Source organism: Methylobacterium sp. WCS2018Hpa-22, from assembly GCF_031843785.1.
Classification (GTDB): Bacteria; Pseudomonadota; Alphaproteobacteria; order Rhizobiales; family Beijerinckiaceae; genus Methylobacterium.
Genome location: NZ_JAVTJA010000001.1, coordinates 15,348 through 34,775, shown reverse-complemented (window position 1 = coordinate 34,775; position 19,428 = coordinate 15,348). Strand labels below are relative to the sequence as shown.

Genomic DNA, 19,428 nt, shown 5'->3' with positions numbered 1-19,428 from the left:
CATGGCCCACGTCCTCGTCATCGGCGCCAGCCAGGGCATCGGCCTGGAAACCGTGAAGGCGGCCCTGGCGGCCGGCCATCGCGTGCGCGCCTTCGCCCGATCCGCCGCGACCATGTCGCTGTCGGGCCAGGGGCTGGAACGCTTCCCCGGCGACGCCTTGAACGCCGCCGACGTCACATCCGCCCTGGAGGGCATCGACGTCGTGGTGCAGGCCCTGGGCGTGCCGGCGAAGAACCTGCTCGGGCCGGTGACTCTGTTCTCGGCCGCCACCAACGTGCTGGTGCCGGCCATGGAGAAAGCCGGCGTGCGGCGCATCCTCGCCGTGACGGGCTTCGGCACCGGCGACAGCCGTGACGCCATCGGCCTGCTGCAACGCATCCCCTTCCGCCTCGTCTTCGGGCGGGCCTATGACGACAAGGACGCCCAGGAGATGCGGATCCGCCGCTCTGGCCTGGACTGGACCTTCGTCCGGCCGGGCGTGCTGACACCCGGCTCGGCCACGGAACGCTATAAGATCCTGACCGAGCCCGCATCCTGGCGGAACGGCCTGATTTCCCGCGCCGACGTGGCCCACTTCATCGCCGGTGAGATCGACGGGCACTCCTATGCGCGCAAGGCCGTCGTCCTCGTGGGCTAGGCCGCGCTCCGCCGAAATGGATGCCGTTTCGGCGCAAACGAGCGCGGCGCAACAAGGGTCGGGTGGTTGAAGAAATTCGACCGATCGTACCCGCCCCGAGCGTCGGAGATGGATCAGGGAGCAGCGTCTGCTTCTGGCGGGGAGTTGGCAGAAGCAGACACAGCCGTCGCGCCCGCTTACGACCTGTTGCACAAGGTCGGAAAGTCTGCGGCTGGGTCGGGTGGAGACCAGACATTCGGATCCGTGACTGACTGGGTCTTCTGCCCGTTCCAAATTAATGTCCGCTAAAAACGAGAGTTTGGATCGGCAGCATCAATGCCTGAATACGTAGGATCATGGCGTGGACCACGGCGGTGGCATCGACCGCATGGAGGACCAAGCTTCTGGTGGTGCTGAGCTTGCCCGAGTTAATCAGGTCGTGGTTGCTGGTATATGCATTGGCGATACAGCTACTGCCCGGTTTCACGCCTTCGAGCCCACCCGCGTAGAGCGGCTCGAGAAACACCGTGATCGTTCCGGGGCGAACGACCTGCTGCGCATCGATGAGCTGCTCGCCGCCACGAAATTGTCCGGCGGCAATGAAGTCCTGCACGCTCGTCACCACCATGGGGATCACGGTCCAGGGTTTGGAGACGCAGGTGATCTCGGCCAGCATCCCCACCTTCATGACCTGAGCTTCGATCTGCCCGAACCCCGCCGTAATGGCTTTCCGTCCGGCACCTTCGGGGATCAGCACGCCTGCCGGTCGCATGATCGGATTGACGATGTCGCCGACCCGCAGGGTGAACTGCTCCACTCGTCCATCAACGCCGGCCCGGATGGTGGTCTTCGCGATCTCTACAGTGGCTTGGGCAAGAGCAGCTTCTGCGCTGGCTTTCTGGGCGGGGAGAAGACTGCTGACCTGTGCTTCGGCCGTCTGCTTGGCCGCCGTCGCAGCCGCGACCGCGCCGCGCCGGCCGTTCACGACATTCTGAAGCCGCTCGATCTCGCGAAACGCGACGATCCCAGCGCCCCGCCGGTTCAGCTCCTGCTTCGTCTCCAGTTCGTCGATGGCCTGCTGTAGGCCGCTCCTCGCCTCCTGAGCCTTGCCTTCGGACGCCGCAATCTCTGATCGCGCCGCCACCATCGCCGCCTCGACCTCGGCGATCTTACGCCGAGCCGCCTCGGCCGCCGCCTCCTGGGTCGCGCTGTCCAGGCGGAAGATGGGTTCGCCCTTCTTGACCTCGCCGCTGATGCTGTTGACGTAGATCTCGGCGACACGTCCGCTGGCCTCCGAGACGATGGGAACGGTCCGGTAGTACAGGGTCGCGGTCTTCGTGGATGGGTGATAATAGAAGATCACCGTGATGAGACCCACGGAAAGCATCAGGCACGAGACGATGCCCCACCTCAGCTCGAACCACACCGAGTAGAGCGTGATCTCCTTGCCGAACCGCTTGCCCTGGCCGAAGCGTCGGAAAAGATAGTCCGGCAGGATTGTCAGCACCGAGCACAGTAAGATCTCGAGCATGGATCAGGTCCTCGTCGTGCTGACCGGGACGATCCTCGGGATGGGCCGTAAGACGGGCGAGACATCTTCCCGGGGGACGCTGGCCGGCCCGCTGTCCTCCGGCACTTCGGCAGCTCCCGTTCCTGGAGAGAGACCCGCGATCCGTTCGAGCGCCCCCGCCATGCGACCGAGCGTTCCTCCGAAGTTTGGGATGTCGATCAAGGCAAGCAGGAGGCCCATCACCCAAAACAGATGGATATGCGTGAAGAGGGCGAGCAGCCCCAGCACGGCGACGATCTCGAACTGCAGCTTGTGGCTCTTGTGGGCCATCCGTTCGGGCAAGGTATGCAGGCGCAGGAACAGAAGCCCCGCTGCCATCACCACGAGGACGAGGACCACGGCCATGACCGACATGAACACGTCAGTCCCGTCTGCCGCCGGCATGAATATTGGCAAATGATGCGGTGCAGCCGGGTGGATCGCGTCGGACATGTTGGCCCCCAATAGAAATGGTGACGCAATCGAATCACGGCCTCGCATAGTTCAACGGCGCATCAAACGCCTGAACCGCTCTCTGGAGTGGTCAGGATACACAAACATATTACGTTTGTATCGTCTATAATTGATTTTTGCCGCTGGATACTGGTGTTCTGCAGGCAGCGGATTTTCGTCCGTCAACTGCCGATAAGCATCCACCTGCTGCACGGCTGCACTCGAGACGCCATTCAGCCGGGACAAGGAGCGATGACCGTTCGCTCATGAGGACAGCTGAAAACCACCCTCCACGGCAAGGTTGGATCGACAGCGGAACGTCCGCTTCGGGACGAAGGACCAAAGTCCGGTTGCCGCCACGAGCCGACGTTGCCGGCCGGCCAACAGATGACTGCTCGTAAGGAGTACCCATCGCGAACCAAGCGGCCGGGTTGGGTCGGAAACTCCCCCGACGGCGGGTACCGAACGTCGGATTTTCATCACCTCAGCTGAGCCGGACCCATTGTGGTCGGGCGCAGCTCTAGGATCGGGGCTTGCCCCGGAGCGTGATGCGCGTCAGCTCGGAGGATGTCCCGAGCCTCAAGGCGAAGCCGGGCCACAGCCCCGTGCCGTTGTTGACGTAGAGCGTCATGGCGCCGACCGCGTATGCGCCGGAGACGAAGCCGGCATTGGCGCGAGCGACCAGCCGGTCGAGTCCCCAGATCATCCCGCCATGCGTGTGCCCGGAGAGTTGCAGGGCCACACCCTTCGCGGCCGACCGCGCCGCGCCCCTCGGCTGATGGTCGAGCAGGACGATGGGGGCATTGGGCGGCGCACCGGCCAAAGCGGCGTCGAGGTCGTGCACCGGCCGTCCCGAATGCGAGGCCGACAGGTCGGTCACGCCCGCGAGGACCAAGGCATCGCCACCGCGCTTCAAGACCGTGTGCCGGTTCTCGAGCACGCCCATGCCCAGTTCGGCATAGCGGTGCATCCACCCCGCATAGTCGAAGAAGTATTCGTGGTTGCCGGGGATCACCCAGACCCCGTCCGGGGCCTGGAGACCACGCAGCGGTTCGACGTCGGCGCGGCGCGATGCGAGGGCCCCGTCGATCAGGTCGCCGGTCACCACCACGAGATCGACGCCGAGCGCGTTGGATCGCGTCACCACCTCCCGCGCCCATGCCGCCGGGAACAGGCGGCTGAGATGCAGGTCCGTCAGCTGGAGCAGGGTGAAGCCGTCGAAGCCGGCCGGAAGGTTCTCGATCTCGACGGTGACGTCCTTGAGCGGCGGCACCCGCACCGCCTGCTGCACCGCCACCGCCGACAGGAGCATGGCCAGCGCCGCCTCGGCATAGCGCCAGCCGGCCGGGATCGCCCAGCCGCTACCGGGCACGAGCCTGGAAGCCAACGCCACGACGTCGAGCGCCAGCTGCATCGCCGCCAGGAGGAAGATCGCCCCGAAGGCCCAGTTGAACAGCAGGATCAGCACCCGCGGAAACTCGGGCGCGAAGACCGAGCCGGACGAGAGGCGGCTCCACAGATGGTATTGCGAGGCGACGAGCAGGAGGACGGCAATGCCGGCCTTCACAGCGAACGGCCATGGAAGCGGCCACAGGACCCTGGTGACGACGTACAGGCAGGGCAGACCGAAGATCAGGTGAAACATGCTCTCGTATCGGCGACGGTGGACGATCGGCACGGAGCCGATGCTGCGTCCGAACGGGACGAGGCCATATCACCGACCGCGCGACGAGGGACGCATCGATCCGCCTCGCAAGCTTCATCAGGTGCCGCCGAGCACACCGGCTATGCGCGAAGCGTTCCGTCCGTCGGATCTCGACCTCTCAGCGGGTTGAGCAAAAGCGGTCACCGGTTCTGCGTCTCGAAACCGCGACACGTCAAAAGCCTGAGCGAGGTGAAGCGTTGGCTGGCCGTTGCGAACCTGTTCAGGAAGCCTCGGCGGGCTGCGCCGCCCCGGCGCGTACCGGCTGCTGACCCGCGACCGCGTTGGCCCCCTCGCGGCGCCGGGCGAGGGCGCGGTGACGGCGCCAGGGCCGCCAGGCATCGACGAGACCGACGGGATCTCCGAGATGGAAGGCCTCGACGAGGCGCACGACGGGCCCGCGCCTTGAGGCCACGAGGGAGCACAGCCGGCGGGCCGGGACGAGGGCGGGATCGTCGATCGCCGCGAGCAGTCCCTTCTCCCGCACCGCCTCCTCGAAAGCGTCGCGCGGGCAGCCGGCATGATGGGCGATCAGGCCGTTCCTCACCCGCGCGATGGCGATGCGCCGCGCATCGCCTGCGTCGCCATCGAGCGTTTCGAGGGCGAGGTCGCATTCGGTGTCGTAGCCCATGGACCGGTTGTTCAGGTTGGTCGACCCGACCCGGAGCATCCGGTCGTCGAAGATCGCGACCTTGGAATGGACGAGGATCGGACGGCCCTGGAGCGTATGCGGCGCGAGGATGCGCAGGCGGCCATACCGGTCCGCCGCGCGAAGCCGGGCGATGAGGCCGCGCCGCGCCCCGTCCATGGTGATCCGGTCGAAGCCGTTCGGGCTGCGTTTGGCGAGCACCACGACGATGTCGGGACCTTCCGGCTCGGCGAGGCGCGCGGCCAGGGCCTCGGCGATGAGCGGAGAGGTGAAATACTGGTTCTCGAGATAGATGTGGCGGGACGCGCGGCGGATCGCCAGCAGATAGAGCGCCTCGTTCTCGCGAATCGCTTCGCCCGTTTCCCGTGCCGGTATCGTGCGGGCGAGCCCTACCGTCACGTCCTCGAAGAGCGGCGTCACCGAATCGGGCCAAGGATCGGGGAGGGAAGAATCGGACAGGGAAGAATCGGGGCGGGAAGGACCGCGTGCGTCCGTGCCGACCGGTCCGGACACGGCTGAGGCCAGGCGCCCGCTCGTCGCTTCCTGCCAGCGTTGACGCGCCAGATCGGACAGCGCCGACGCGGCCGCACCGTCGACGAGCATCATGACGTCGTGGCGCGGCGGATAATCCTCGCCGGTCGGCAGACGCCGGAGCGGGTCACGGTCCCGATGGGCGGGCGTGTCCCAGCGGTTCACCTCGAAATCGCTGCCGCCGCTGAAGGCGATGCGGTCGTCCACCACCAGCACCTTCTGGTGCTGGCAGGCCCCGAAGGGGAGGCGGGAATCGACGACGTACTCGATCCCCGGCCCGAGCAGGGCGCGGATGTCGTCGGGCTTGAGATCGGTGCCGGCGGAGATCGGCCACGGCATGTCCCAGATCAGGAGATGGATCTCGACCTCGGGCCGCGTCGCCTTCAGGCGCCGCAGCAGGTCGGCCATGGTCTCGCGGTCCGCCTCCCCCTGGGGCGTCAGCCGCACGCGCGGATCGAAGCTCCAGCCGATCAGCATCACGGAGGATCGGGCCTTGAGGATCGCCTCGCGCGACGCGGCGAAATAGGCGGCGCCGTCGTGCAGGATCGCCACGCGGGCCGCCCGCTCCTGGCGCCAGCAGGTCGCGCCGGGAACCAGCCAGGATGTCAGGGGGGCCGGCATGGCGGGCACGGCATGGCCGTGATCCAATGCTGCCGGCTGGGACGGGCCGCTCATATCAACTGTCTCGCTTCACTGGTTCGACGCCACTGCTCTCATGCCGTTGCCCTCATGCCGGTGCCCTCATACAGCCGTCGCCGCCTGCCTGGCCTGCATCTTGTGCCGCACGCGGCGCCGGGTGAGGGCGACGGCGGCCACCGTGGCGGCAAAGCCGAGACCGAGAAAGAGCCAATGCTCGGTCGTATCGCTGCCGGCCGCGCGCCCGATGATTCCGAGATAAACGCAGACGATGGTGCCCGGCAGCATCCCGAGGATGGTCGAGACGAGATAGGCGCCCATGCCGACCTCGGTGAGACCGAGCGCGTAGTTCTGGGCATTGAAGGGGACGAAGGGGCTCAGCCGCATCAGGGTGAGAAGGCGCCACCCGCCATCCCCCACCGCCTCCATGGTGGCGACCATGGTCGGGCGGCGCGCGATGAGGCGGCGCAGCCGCTCGCGGAACAGGTAGCGGCTGGCGATGAAGGCGAGGACGGAGCCCGCCGTGGCCGAGACCAGGGCGATGGGCATGGCCCACCATCCGAAGGCGACGGCCCCGGCGATGGTCAGCGGCGTGCAGGGAATCACCAGCAGGGTCGCGAGAAAGAAGAGCCCACCGAAGGCGAGGGGGCCGAGCAGGCCGAGGCCCGCGGTCCATTCGGCGAAGCCACGCAGCCATTCGTCCATCGGCAGCAGCAGCCAGGCGCCAGCCAGTGCGAGGATCGCGAGGACAGTCACGCTCCAATATCGGATCTCCCCGCCCGTCACGCCTTCCCCTCACTCCTTACCCTGGCCCACCTCGCCCTGGTCCACCTCGCCCCGGTCATGGGTCGACCCGTCCCCGCATCTTGCACTGCAGCACGAAACCGTGGCCAGATGCCGGAGCGGGTTCGGCGTCATGGCCGGGGCCTGTCCCGCCTTTTGCATGTGCGACAAAGGCATATGCGACAACGGCGCTGAAGCGCCCTGGTTCGCGGAGGATCGTTAGCATCGCATGACGCGGCGCAGAACCGCCCGGCCCCTGCCCTGTGTGAATGTTCACGGGCGGGGAACATGCCATGGGCTCTGCGGCATGATGCGAGACCGTCGCGACGCGAGGCCGGCGGCCGATGCCGGGACGGGGTTCGGATGGAGCGGGATTTGGACGAAGCAGAATCTGGACGAGGCGAAGTTCCCATGAAGCAGACATCGACGGAACGCAGCGCCAGCCCGACATTCGATCAGATTCGCCGGCGCGCCTACGAACTCTGGGAGCGTAATCACCAGCCCATGGGATTCGAAATCGAATTCTGGCTGATGGCCGAGAAAGAGCTGAGGGCCGAGCGGGAACGCGCGGCGAAAGCGGAAGCAACCGTGACCGACGAGACCTCCCCGCCCATGCAATCGTGACCGGGCGTCGAGTCGTCTCGCTCGTCGGCATCGTTGTTCCGCCACTTCACCGACAAACCGACCGAACAAGTGCATGCATCTTCTAGCCGACTACACGAGAAAGACCGGTTAAATTGCAGATGTAGGAATAAAAACCTTATCTATGTGGAAACAAAAGTCTCATCGCGTCGGTATTTAGCTTTAGAAAATATTCAGACCTTCGGTGGATCTTGGGGGTGGATATTTTCCACACATCCCCTCTCTGTCGCGGAACGCCGTCATGCTGAGCCGTCTTTCCCTGCGCGCGCGCCTCATCGGCGCCTTCGCGGTCACGACGCTGTTTCTGCTCGGGATGGGGGCGGTCGCGCTGACCGCGACACGGACGATCAACGGACAACTGGTGACGGTCCAGTCGGATGCCCTGCCGAGCGTCGCCAAGGCCGGTGAGATCTCCGGCTGGGTCGCGCGCTACGCGATCAGCATCTACCGCCATCTGGCCGCGATCGACCCCGATTCGAAGAAGCGCTACGATTCCGAGATCGTCGAGCGGCAGGGCAGGGTCACGCGCGTGCTGGCCGAATACGCTCCCCTCGCGACCTCCGCGCGCGAGCGAGCGATCTACGACCGCCTCAACGCAACCTGGCTCGACTACCTCAAGGAGAACAAGCCGATCCTCGACCTCTCGCGCAGCGGGATGAACGAGGATGCGCTCGAGCGGATGCAGGGCAAGTCGACCGAGCTTCAGCGCCTGAGCACCTCGCTGGCCGACCAGCTCGTGACCGTCAACAACGAGGCCGCGGAAGCATCCCGGATCGAAGGACGGGAAGCCTTCGCCCGCACAGAGACCATCGTCCTCGGCGCCGGCATCGGCGGCCTCGTGCTCTCGGCCCTGCTCGCGTTCTGGATCGTCCGTGGCGTCACCGGAGGCATCGCCTCGGTGGTCCAGCCCATGCAGGCGCTGGCCTCGGGCGACCTGTCTGTAGCGATCCCGCGCCAGGGTGAGGGGACCGAGATCGGCACGATCGCGGATGCGGTGCAGGTGTTCAAGATACGCCTCATCGAGATGAGGGCGATGGAAGAGGAGACCGTGCTGGCACGGGCGGGCGCCGAAGCCCAGCGCCACGCCGCCATGCATCAGATGGCGGGGGATTTCGAACAGGCCGTGGGCGGCATCATCGGCACCGTGGCGGCGTCGGCGAACCAGCTCCAGGGCACGGCGCAATCGATGACGACGACGGCCACGCAGACCGCCTCGCAATCCCTGGCGGTCGCGGCGGCAGCCGAGCAAGCGGCCTACAACGTCAACACGGTGGCGGCCGCGACGGAGCAGCTCGGCTCCTCGGTGCAGGAAATCGGCCGTCAGGTCGACGGGTCGGCCCGGCTCGCCACCCTCGCGGTGAACGAGGCGGCCCGGACCGCCTCCCTCGTCCAGGAGCTCAGCCTGGCGGCGGGCAAGATCGGCGACGTCGTCTCGATCATCTCGGAGATCGCCGGACAGACCAACCTGCTGGCGCTGAACGCCACCATCGAGGCGGCGCGGGCCGGTGAATCAGGCCGGGGCTTCGCCGTGGTCGCCGCCGAGGTGAAGCAGCTCGCCAGCCAGACGACGCGGGCCACCCAGGAGATCGGCGACCAGATCGGCCGCATCCAGACCTCCACGGGAGAGGCGGTCGCGGCGATCGGAACCATCGCCGCGCGGATCGGCGAGATCAGTACCGTCGCCACCTCCATCGCCGCGGCCGTCGAGGAACAGGGTGCCGCGACACAGGAGATCGTCCGCAACGTCGCTCAGGCGGCCGTCGGGACGGGTGAGGTCACCACCAACATCTCCAGCGTGGCGAACGCGGCCGAGGAGACCGGCGCCGCCGCGAGCCAGGTCCTGGCCTCGGCCTCCGACCTGTCGCAGCAATCCGAGCATCTCAGTCTCGAGGTCGCCCGCTTCCTCGCCACCGTGCGAGCCGCCTGACCGACCACGCGGGACGCTCTCCGCGCCGATGCGGGACGTGCGTGATCTGTGGCTTTCGTGCCTTGAGGCGAGGCGAAACGGCCCCCGGCCTGCCTATGGAGGAGGCATCCGTCGCACTCGCCCGACCTTGCCCGTAATGTGAGATTTGTTGGCATCGATCTTGTTACGTCACTCCCGCGCGGCCGGCGGCGATCGTCCGTGCAGACGGCACGAAGCGGAGTGATGTTGATGACCAAGGGCACGATGAACCGTCGCCAGATAAACCGTCGCGATGCGCTCAAGCTCGGTTTGGCAGGGGCGGGCGGCGCGGTGGCGATGCCGTTCTTTGCCCGGAACGGCTTGGCGGCGGAGCCGATCAAGCTCGGCAGCCTCCTCGACGGGACCGGGGCGCTCGGGCTCGAAGGCAAGCGGATGATCGAGACCACCGAATACACGGTGGAACTGCTCAACAAGGCCGGCGGCCTGCTGGGCCGTCCGATCAAGCTGATCGCCTACGACACCCAGTCCAACATGCAGCTCTATACGCAATACGCCCAGACCCTCGCCCTGAAGGACAAGGTCGACGTCATCCAGGGCGGCATCACCTCGGCCTCGCGCGAGGCGATCCGGCCGATCTTCGGCCGTTCCAAGACCCTCTATTTCTACAACACCCAGTACGAGGGCGGTGTCTGCGACCGTAACGTCTTCTGCACCGGCTCGACCCCGGCCCAGACCGTCAACCACATCGTCGATTACGCCCTCAAGAACTGGGGCAAGAAAGCCTACATCATCGCCGCGGACTACAATTACGGACACATCACCGCGAGCTGGATGACGAAGTTCATGAAGGACGGCGGCGGCTCCGTGGCCGGCACCGACTTCTTCCCCCTCGACGTCACGAACTTCTCCTCGGCCATCAGCCGCATCCAGCAGGCCCAGCCGGAGATCGTCCTCTCCGCCCTCGTCGGCGCCAACCATTCGGGCTTCTACCGGCAGTGGGACGCCGCCGGCATGAAGGGCAAGATCCCCATGGGCGCCAGCGTGTTCGGCCTCGGCGACGAGCTGACCACCATGGACACCTCCACCACCAACGGCATCCTCACCTGCTACGGCTGGTACAACGACCTCGACACGCCCGCGAGCAAGGCCTTCGTCGCCGGCATGCAGGGGAAGTTCGGCGCCGACGTCACCGATCTCAGCGAACTCGACACCGCCACCTACGAAGGCATCATGTTCTGGGCGGAAGGGGTGAAGAAGGCCGGCTCGATCGAGCGCGACGCCGTCGTGGCGGCGCTGGAGAGCGGCATCACCATCGACTCGCCCACGGGCAAGGTGACGATGGATCCCGGCACCCACCACACCATCCGCAACACCTACCTCGCCCGGCCCAAGGACCGGAAATGGGAGCAGCTGGCGGCCTTCCCGGATTCGTTCCCGGCCGATACCGGCGGCGCCTGCGACCTCGTCAAAAATCCGCGCATGAACAAGCAGTTCACGCCCGACCTGAAGGGCTGAGGCGCTTCTTCATGGATCTCGCGGGGCTCCTGACCTTCAACGTCGCCACCGGCATCGCCACCCTGGTCCTGATCACCCTCGGTCTCGGGGTGATCTACGGCATGATGCGCATCATCAACCTCGCCCACGGCGAGTTCATGATGCTCGGCGCCTATACCGCCGTGATGGCGAACGGCGCCGGGGTGAACATCTGGATCGCCATGCTGGTCCTGCCGCCCCTGGTGGTGGGGGCGGTGGGGCTGATCCTCGAACGCACCGTCATCCGCTTCCTCTACGGGCGGATGATGGACACGATGCTGGCGACCTGGGGCATCAGCCTCGGGTTGATCGGCCTGATCACCACGCTCTACGGCAACGTCGTGCGGGGCGTCTCGACCCCGGTCGGGAGCTTCGAGATCGGCCGCTATGGCGCCAGCCTCTACAGCCTCGTCATCATCGCCACGGCGCTCGCCGTGCTGACGGGCATGTTCCTGTTGCTGCGGATGACGAAGTTCGGGCTGATCCTGCGCGCCACCATGCAGAACCCGCGCATGGCCGCCGCCATGGGCGTTTCGCCCGACCGCATCTACATGGCGACGTTCGGCCTCGGCGCGGCCCTCGCGGGGCTGGCCGGCGGCATCCTCGCGCCGATCTCCGGCGTCTCCCCATCCATGGGGGCGGCCTACATTTCCCGCGCCTTCATCACCGTGCTGGGCGGCGGCCCCGCCATCGTCACGGGCACGGGTCTCGCCTCGTCGGTGTTCGGGTTCATCAACGAACTGGTCTCGTTCAGGACCACGCCCGTCATCGGCGACGTCGCCCTCCTCGTCGCCGCGATCCTGCTGATCCGCGTGCTGCCGCAGGGCATCACCGGCCGCTACCTGAGGCGCAGCCTATGAATCCCGTCGACCGTCGCTCCTCAGGGGGCTTCCTCGCGACCCTCTGCGTCATGCTCGGCCTCCTATTCGGGGCGCCGCACATCCTCGACACGTTCGGCCTCGTCCAGGCCACGGGCTTTGCAGCACTCGCCATGTTCGCCCTGAGCCAGGGCTTCATCTGGGGCTATGGCGGGGTGATGTCCTTCGGGCAGGCCGCCTTCCTCGGGCTCGGCGGCTACGCCTACGCGGTTTCCATGATCAACATGGGCGACAGCACGCTGCCGATCCTCATCGCCATCCTGGTGCCGACCCTGTTCGCGGGTCTGCTCGGCTACTTCATGTTCTACGGCCGGATCTCCGACGCCTATATCGGCGTCATCACCCTCACCGTCTCGGTGATCCTGTTCCAGCTTGTGAACACCACCTCCGGCAGCCAGTACCGGATCGGCGAGGCGGAACTCGGCGGGTTCAACGGCATCCCGGCGATCCCCGCTCTCAACAAGCTCGGCGACGCGGGCAACCCGCTCGACAACGACGGCATCTGGTACGCCGCCATGGGCGCGCTGATCCTGGTCTACGCATTGTTGCGCTGGGTGCTGGCCAGCCGCTTCGGCCGCGTCGTGGTAGCGATCCGCGAGAACGAGACCCGGGCGCAGCTCATCGGCTACGATCCGCGCCTCTACAAGCTCCTCGCCTTCATGATCTCCGGCGCGGTCGCCGGGCTCGCGGGCTGCCTCTACGCCAATTGGGGCGGCTTCATCAGCCCCACCGTGTTCGGCCTGTCGATGTCGGCGCAGGTGATCATCTTCGTGCTGGTGGGCGGCCTCGGCACCCTCGTCGGCCCGATGCTCGGCGCGGTGCTGATCCAGTGGCTCATCATCGAGGCCGGTTCGCAGAACGTGGTCGATTCCAATCTCGGCCTCGGCATCGTCCTCGTGGCGTTCGTCCTGCTGATCCCGCAGGGGCTCCTGCCGGTGGTGAGGAACCTGCTGATGCGCTTTCCCGAACTCGTCACCAAGGTCTTCAGGACCAAAATCGTCGAGGCGAAGGCGGGCAAACCCGCCGATCCCGCCCGCGAGGCGCTGGCAGGGGAGGTCCGGCCATGAGCATCACCACGACAGCGACGGCGCCGGCTTCCTCAATCCGCCCGCCGCTTCGCCCCCTCGTCGAGGCCAAGGGCGTCACCATGCGCTTCGGCGGCGTGACGGCGGTGGGCAATGTCGACTTCACCCTCGGCGAGGTGGAGCTGCGCTGCCTCATCGGCCCCAACGGCGCGGGCAAGAGCACCTTCTTCAAGATGCTCACCGGCCAGTTGACGCCCAGCGAAGGCAGCATCCGCTTCCGCGACACGGACATCACCGGGGCCGAGCCGCACCGGATCGCGAGGCTCGGAGTCGGCATCAAGACCCAGGTGCCCAACGTCTTCAACGGCCTGTCGGTGCGCGAGAACGTGTTCGTGGCGGCCGGGCGGCGCAAGTCCATCGCCCGGACGCGCTCCATCGTCGACGAGACGCTGACCCGGCTCCAGCTCACGGCCATCGCCGAACGCAATGTCGGCCAGCTCGCCCATGGCCAGCGCCAATGGGTCGAGATCGCCACCGTGCTGGCCCAGGAACCGGAGCTGATCCTCCTCGACGAGCCCGCCGCCGGCATGACCCATGACGAGGTCCACCGCACCGCCGAGCTCATCCGCGAGATCAACCGCACCCATGCCCTCATCGTGGTGGAGCACGACATGCCCTTCATCCGGATGATCGCCAGGACCGTCACGGTCTTCAACCAGGGTCGCATCCTGATGGAGGACAGCGTGGAACGGGTGCTCGCCGACCAGCGCGTCCGCGACGTCTATCTCGGCAAGCAGGCCGCATGAGCCGCACGATGAACGCAATCGAACCGCTCCCGCTCTCCACCGGCCCGAACGCCGTCCCGGCGGTGAAGTCGGCGCTCCTGTCCGTCGAGGGCCTGCATTCCGGCTATGGCCGCATCCCGATCCTCGGCGGCGTCTCGCTCACCGTGGGGGAGGGTGAGTTCGTCGGCATCCTCGGCCATAACGGCATGGGCAAGACGACCCTGCTGCGCACCCTGATGGGCTACCTGCCCGTCACCGCCGGCCGCATCCGCCTCGGGGGCGAGGACATCGCCCGGCGCTCGCCGACGGCGCGGGCGCGGCTCGGCATGGGGTTCGTGCCTCAGGGCCGAGAAATCTTCGCGACCTTGAGCGTGCGCGAGAACCTGCGCATGGGCTGCCTCCTCTCCGACAGGGACGAGGATGAGACCATCGCGGACATCCTCACCGTCTTCCCCCGGCTGAAGGCCTATCTCGACCGGCCGGGCGGGGCGCTGTCGGGGGGCGAGCAGCAATTGCTGGCGCTGGCCCGCTGCCTCTGCGGCAACCCCCGCATCCTTCTCCTCGACGAACCGACGGAGGGGATCCAGCCCTCGATCATCGAGGAGATCATCGAGACGCTGCAGGCGATCGGCCGGGCGCGCGGCCTGACGATCCTCCTCGTCGAGCAGAACCTCACCTTCATCGCCGGCCTCTCGGAGCGGGTGCTGATCCTGCAGAAGGGCGTCGTCACCCGTGAGATCCCGCCCGAGATCGCCCGTGACCGGGCGATGATCGAGGAATTCGTCGGCATGGAATGAGGCCGCCCGACCCATCCCGTACGCCCTTTCCGTTCCAACCAAGGAGACATCCAGCGATGGCTGCCGAACCGACGCTAAGCCCCGACCTCGACATCGTCGAGATGACCCTGGCCGACGTGGCCGACGCTTTCGCCAGCGGCGTCACCTCGGAGGCGCTGACGCTGGCCTTCCTCGACCGGATCGCCGCCTACAACCCGCATTACAACGCCATCATCGTCATGAACCCGCAGGCGCTGGACGACGCCCGCGCCATCGACGCGCGCCGCGCCGCCGGCGAGGCGCTGGGACCGCTGGCGGGCGTGCCGGTGGTGATCAAGGACCCGATGGACATGGCCGGGCTGCCGACCACGGCGGGCTGGCGCTTCCTCAGCGCGCAAGCCGGCGGCGTCGACCTGATCCCCGAGACCGACTCGCCCGTCGTGGCGCGGATGCGGGCGGCCGGCTGCGTCATGCTCGGCAAGACCAACGTCCCCGTCCTCAGCGCCACCGGCAGCCACGCCAACGACAGCTGGGCCGGACCGACCCTGAATTCGGCGGCGCCCGATTGCCTGCCGGGCGGCAGCAGCGCCGGCACGGCCACGGCGGTGGGCGCCAGCCTCGCGGTGCTCGGCCTCGCCGAGGAGACCGGCGGCTCGATCCAGAACCCGGCCTCGGCGCAGGGGCTGGTCGGCATCAAGCCGACCTTCGCCCTCGTCCCCAATGCCGGCGTGGTGCCGCTGGCCGGCAGCACCCGCGACGTGGTCGGCCCCATCGCCCGCTGCGTGCGCGACGCCGCCCTGACCCTCGACGTGCTGGCCGGCTACACCGCCGCCGACCCCAAGACCGTGGCGGGCATCGGCAAGCGGCCCAAGGGCGGCTACACCTCGAAACTCGACAGGAACGGGCTCCAGGGCAAGCGCCTCGGCCTGTTCGGTCCCGGCTGGCGCGACCTGCCGCTCTCGGCCGAGGCGACGGACCTCTACGCGCGGGCGCAGAGCGAGATCACCGCCTGCGGCGCGACCCTGGTCGCCGATCCGTTCGCCGGCACGGGCTTCGCCGCCCTCGCCGAGCCCACCGAGGGCCTGAACTATTTCGATGCCCGCGGCATGGAATCCGTGCCCTACGACCTGCATCTCTACCTGCAGCGCCTCGGGTCGAGCGCGGCGCTGCCGAGTGTCGCGGCCTTCGCCGAGGCGACGGCGGACGAGGATGCGTTCGGCCCCAAGGGCGTGCTGCGCTACCTGCACCAATATCCGGTCTTCGAGGCGATCCTGGCCGATCCGACGCGCCCGCCCGACCTGTCGGACTTCCTCGCTCTCAGAGAGGCTTATCTCGACATCTTCAACCGGGTCATGGACGAGAATGGGCTCGACGGGCTCGTCTTCCCGCAGATGCGCGATGAACTGCCGCCCCTGCATGGCGGCCTCGCCATCAACGAGACCACGGTCTGCGAGATCAACATCGCCGGCCTGCCCGGCGTGACGCTGCCGGCCGGGGCCTATGCCAGCGGCTCGCCGTTCAACCTGATCTTCGTGGGCCGGATGTGGAGCGAGGCCGACCTCCTCGGCTTCGCCTATGCCTACGAGGCGGCCACCGGCTACCGCAAGGCGCCGAGCCTGGTGAGGCCAAGCTGAGGACGGAGCGCGCGATCGAGCCCTCCTCCCCCTTGTGGGGAGGAGTTGGAGGTGGGGGTGGTCGAGCGACCCTCAGCTTACGGAGGCTGGCGGAGCCACCCCCACTCCTAATCTCTCCCCACAAGGGGGAGAGGGACGCGCTCTGCCTGCAGACGGGGATGAGCGGATCCAGAAGCCCACAAGAGAGATTGGACCTCCCTCAGCCGAGGGTGACACCATCCGCCGTGGCGATCGTCCCGCCCTCGACGACCTCGAGATAGATGCCGAGGTCCACATGCCCGAAATGCTTCATGATGGCTTTCGGCAGGTTCGCGTCGCGCTCGGCGGTCTTCGGGTTGACGTTGACGGCGCCGCAGCGCGGCGTGCGGGCGAGGCCGCGCAGGCGCACCGGGCCGATGCTCAGTTCGCGCCCCACCCAGTCGAGCTCCTGCCACGGCTCCAGCCCGTCGAGATGGATGTTGGCGCGGAAGCGCAGGGGATCGAGTTCCCGCCCCGTCGCCTCGGAGAGCGCCCGAACCGAGGCGAGGTTCACCACCGAGATCGCCCGCATCATCACCGGTGAGAGCACGCTGGCATCGGTGAACTTGTGGTTCTCACTCCGCACGAGGCGGGGTCGCCCGCGCGTCTCCTCGCCGAGGTAATCGGCGAAGAAATCCTCCGTCCCGGCGCGTCCGGTCTCGGTGGAGAGGTCGGCGGCGAACACCTCCTCACCGCCGCGCCGGATCGTCAGGCGGTGGCTTTCGGGGTCGAGCCGCGTCGAGAGGGAAGCCAGCGCCGTGTTGTTGCGCAGCATCAGGAAGAAGCCCTTGTCCAGGGGCTCCGGCTTCTCCGGGTCGAACCGGGTAGTCCCCAGCGCCAGGGCGTATTCCCGGTCATGGGCGAGGCCGTCTTGCGGGGTGACGCTCAGACTTGTCAGGGCCTCGGCCGACAGACCCTTGATCGGATAGCGGTAGAGGGCGTCGACGGCGGGCATGGCGGGTTCCTTGGAGAATGTGCACCCTCGATGCCGGGGGCGGGCGCGATGCGCCATACGCTGTTTTGCGCAGGGGATTCGGGTCCGGCATCGACGATGCGCCGGAAACGAAAAAGCCGGCTCCGCGCGAACGGAGCCGGCTCTCTGACAATGTCGAAGCCGCAGGCCCCCGAGAGCCTAGCCCGGCGCGAGGCCGAGCAGGGTGCCGAGGGGAACGACGAGGGTGAAGCCGCCGTAGAAGCCGTCCTTGGCGCGGCGGGCGGTGTAGGGGTTCCAGTACGAGTTCGGATTGACGACGTACTGCACCACCGGCTCGAGGATGACGCCCTTACCCAGGTCGAAATGGGCGTTGACCTCGAACACGAACTTGTCGCGCGAATAGGGTTCGCCGGTGCCGCCGGAGATGAAGTTCGCATCCGACAGGAAGGCGGCGTAGTTCTCGTTCAGCCGCTGCCAATTGGCCTTGATGCCGTAGGTGTCGTTGGGCCGGCTCTGGTCGGGGGCCTGCAGGAGTAGGCCGGCGAAGGAGTTGAAGCGGATCGGGATCGTCGGGTCGAAGGCGTAGCCGGTGCCGGTATAGGCCGAGATCGCGGTGGGATGCGGGTTGCTCGCATCGCTTCCGCCATCGGCCCGCCACAGGGTCTGCGTGCCCGTGAGGACGACGCCCGACGTGCCGGATTTCTGCAGCGACGGCGTGCCCGGGTTGAGGCCCTTCGAGGTGCCGGCAATGGTCTTGAAGTTATCGTCGTGGTCGGCGGTGTTGTAGAAGCCGGTGAGCGAGACGCGGCCGGGATAGGCCTCCATCGTATAGTCGGTCTTGCGGCCGATCTCGGTCATCACGACGGCGCCGGCCAGGCGCTCGTAGCCGAAATCGTAGCCCGACAGGACATTGGTGCCGGGATTCACGCTGAAGGCGCCGGCCTGGATGTAGGTGGTCGGCGAGATCTTGTAGGCGATGTTGGCGCCCCAGACGGCGAAGAGCGGCGAGGTGAAGCCGGCATTGAAGTAGAACATGTCCTGAAAACAGGAATTGATCGAGTTGCACGGCGGCAGGCCGTAATAACGGTCCGGATGCGTGCGGCCGACCTCGACCACGAGGCGGTCGTCGAGGAGCTTCTGCTGGTAGGTCAGCAGCGAGAGGCGGGTGCTGTTGGGCGTGTAGGGCGGCTGGTAGCCCACCGTGGTGTCGCCGATGTCACCGGCCATGTTCAGGTTGCGCACGAGGCCGAAGAACGTCTGGGTGAAGTTGATCGAGCCTCCGGCGATGCCGGCGAGCTTCTGCATGTCGGCCGTCATGCTGAGCACGAAATAGGCCGAGTTCGATTGCTCACCGGTTCGCAGGCCGGCGCTCGGATTGGCCTGATAGAAATCGTAGATGTTGACGTCGAAGGTGAGCCCGCGCGCCGCCATATCGGTGGCCCAGGGCGCGAGCGGCCCAACGCGCACCGGATCGGCGGGTTTCTCCGCCACTTCGCGGGTGGTGCGCGGCTGCGTCTGGACGTTGAACTCGCCCACCGGGGACGCCGTCTGCGCCTCGGCGGAAAGCATGCCCGCCGCGAGGAACGCGCCGCCGAGGAGCACCGGAAGCCCGGGTCGGCGAGCCGGAGGCGCGAAGGGCGCGCGTCCGAGTGTCTCTGTCGCGTCTGTCGGCATCGTCGAGCGTCCCCATTCTGCTGTTCCCCGCACCGCTCGATCACGTGCTCGTCGAAGGAGCCCAAGAGCGGGGAATTGTGAGATTGGGAGAGTTCAGCAAGGCCAATGCCACAGCGGAGAGCGAAACCGATAAAAGTTCCATTCCCCCTCCAAATTCTTCGAAATACACCGTGAGATTGAATCAGTGCGGTCACAAGACTGATATTCAACCAAGAGAGGCCGTCCTGACAGGCCCTTTAGCGTGAACTCCCCAGCATCTCGATGGACGAGGAGGGCACGGAAACGGGCAGTCGTGATCCTGTAGACGGCAAAAGGCAGAAAATTCAGGCAATCCCCCATAAATCCCACAAATCGGTCATTTTCAGATTGACAGAAACACCATGCCGGGGACTTTTCGCCAACCTCGTTCCAGCGCCCGTTTCGCTGAAAGCGACAGCGTCATCCCTCGTCATCCCGGTTCAGGCAGCGTGATCCAGGCGTCATGATCAATCGGACAGGACATGCCGGCATGTGGGATCTGCCCGACCCTGCCTCTCCACGGCTCGCCATTCGAGGCGGTTGTCCAGAGCCGGCATCGATGGCGGCCCTGGCCGGCACGGCCGGTGCGTCTGCAATCCCTGTGGGAAATACCGTGCGGGACACGCGTTTTCCTGCGGCCTCGCCCTATCAAAATCGCTACGCTTCGGCGAAATGGGGAGACGCCG

16 protein-coding genes are annotated in these 19,428 nt (G+C 66.8%); 9 read left to right on the top strand and 7 right to left on the bottom strand.

Going from position 1 to position 19,428, the window contains the following annotated elements; all coding sequences use genetic code 11:
* Position 1 precedes the first annotated feature (1 nt).
* Positions 2-637: an SDR family NAD(P)-dependent oxidoreductase gene (locus RQI43_RS00155; RefSeq protein ID WP_311273813.1), complete on the top strand. Its 636-nt coding sequence runs from the start codon at positions 2-4 to the stop codon at positions 635-637.
* A gap of 274 nt (positions 638-911) precedes the next feature.
* Here RQI43_RS00155 and RQI43_RS00150 read toward each other — a convergent pair whose 3' ends face one another.
* The 5 genes from RQI43_RS00150 to RQI43_RS00130 all read right to left on the bottom strand — a co-directional run bounded on the left by RQI43_RS00150 (position 912) and on the right by RQI43_RS00130 (position 6,841).
* Positions 912-2,147 (bottom strand): HlyD family secretion protein, encoded by a 1,236-nt coding sequence (locus tag RQI43_RS00150; protein ID WP_311273812.1) that lies wholly within the window; start codon positions 2,145-2,147, stop codon positions 912-914.
* 3 nt (positions 2,148-2,150) lie between these two features.
* On the bottom strand, positions 2,151-2,618 hold the full coding sequence (locus RQI43_RS00145; protein WP_311273811.1) for a hypothetical protein: 468 nt from the start codon (positions 2,616-2,618) through the stop codon (positions 2,151-2,153).
* Between the two features lie 520 nt (positions 2,619-3,138).
* Entirely contained in the window at positions 3,139-4,263 is a 1,125-nt protein-coding gene (locus RQI43_RS00140; protein WP_311273810.1) for a metallophosphoesterase, read from the bottom strand.
* Positions 4,264-4,543: 280 nt separating this feature from the next.
* Complete coding sequence (locus tag RQI43_RS00135) at positions 4,544-6,175, bottom strand: phospholipase D-like domain-containing protein (protein ID WP_311273809.1); 1,632 nt, start codon at positions 6,173-6,175, stop codon at positions 4,544-4,546.
* Positions 6,176-6,241: 66 nt separating this feature from the next.
* Positions 6,242-6,841 (bottom strand): TVP38/TMEM64 family protein, encoded by a 600-nt coding sequence (locus tag RQI43_RS00130; RefSeq protein WP_311274087.1) that lies wholly within the window; start codon positions 6,839-6,841, stop codon positions 6,242-6,244.
* Positions 6,842-7,330: 489 nt separating this feature from the next.
* Between RQI43_RS00130 and RQI43_RS00125 the strand changes: the two genes are divergently transcribed.
* The 8 genes from RQI43_RS00125 to RQI43_RS00090 all read left to right on the top strand — a co-directional run bounded on the left by RQI43_RS00125 (position 7,331) and on the right by RQI43_RS00090 (position 16,098).
* Positions 7,331-7,543, top strand: a complete 213-nt coding sequence (locus RQI43_RS00125; RefSeq protein WP_311273808.1) for a DUF2934 domain-containing protein — start codon at positions 7,331-7,333, stop codon at positions 7,541-7,543.
* 259 nt (positions 7,544-7,802) lie between these two features.
* Positions 7,803-9,488 (top strand): methyl-accepting chemotaxis protein, encoded by a 1,686-nt coding sequence (locus RQI43_RS00120; RefSeq protein ID WP_311273807.1) that lies wholly within the window; start codon positions 7,803-7,805, stop codon positions 9,486-9,488.
* A gap of 228 nt (positions 9,489-9,716) precedes the next feature.
* Entirely contained in the window at positions 9,717-10,982 is a 1,266-nt protein-coding gene (locus RQI43_RS00115) for an ABC transporter substrate-binding protein (protein WP_311273806.1), read from the top strand.
* Between the two features lie 11 nt (positions 10,983-10,993).
* A complete protein-coding gene (locus RQI43_RS00110) occupies positions 10,994-11,860 on the top strand; it encodes an ABC transporter permease subunit (protein WP_311273805.1) in 867 nt (288 codons plus the stop codon).
* Entirely contained in the window at positions 11,857-12,945 is a 1,089-nt protein-coding gene (locus RQI43_RS00105; RefSeq protein WP_311273804.1) for an ABC transporter permease subunit, read from the top strand. The genes RQI43_RS00110 and RQI43_RS00105 overlap by 4 nt, the downstream gene beginning before the upstream one ends.
* On the top strand, positions 12,942-13,709 hold the full coding sequence (locus RQI43_RS00100; protein ID WP_311273803.1) for an ATP-binding cassette domain-containing protein: 768 nt from the start codon (positions 12,942-12,944) through the stop codon (positions 13,707-13,709). The genes RQI43_RS00105 and RQI43_RS00100 overlap by 4 nt, the downstream gene beginning before the upstream one ends.
* An 8-nt stretch (positions 13,710-13,717) precedes the next feature.
* Positions 13,718-14,485 carry an ABC transporter ATP-binding protein gene (locus RQI43_RS00095; RefSeq protein WP_311273802.1) on the top strand — a complete coding sequence of 256 codons (768 nt, stop codon included), beginning with the start codon at positions 13,718-13,720 and terminating at the stop codon, positions 14,483-14,485.
* Between the two features lie 56 nt (positions 14,486-14,541).
* Positions 14,542-16,098, top strand: a complete 1,557-nt coding sequence (locus RQI43_RS00090) for an amidase (protein WP_311273801.1) — start codon at positions 14,542-14,544, stop codon at positions 16,096-16,098.
* A 199-nt stretch (positions 16,099-16,297) separates the two neighbouring features.
* Here the strand turns inward: RQI43_RS00090 and RQI43_RS00085 are convergent, their stop codons facing one another.
* Positions 16,298-17,071 (bottom strand): MOSC domain-containing protein, encoded by a 774-nt coding sequence (locus RQI43_RS00085; protein ID WP_311273800.1) that lies wholly within the window; start codon positions 17,069-17,071, stop codon positions 16,298-16,300.
* A 177-nt stretch (positions 17,072-17,248) separates the two neighbouring features.
* The gene (locus RQI43_RS00080) at positions 17,249-18,619 is read right to left on the bottom strand and encodes a carbohydrate porin (protein WP_405030535.1); all 1,371 of its coding nucleotides are present in this window, start codon (positions 18,617-18,619) and stop codon (positions 17,249-17,251) included.
* Positions 18,620-19,428 lie beyond the last annotated feature (809 nt).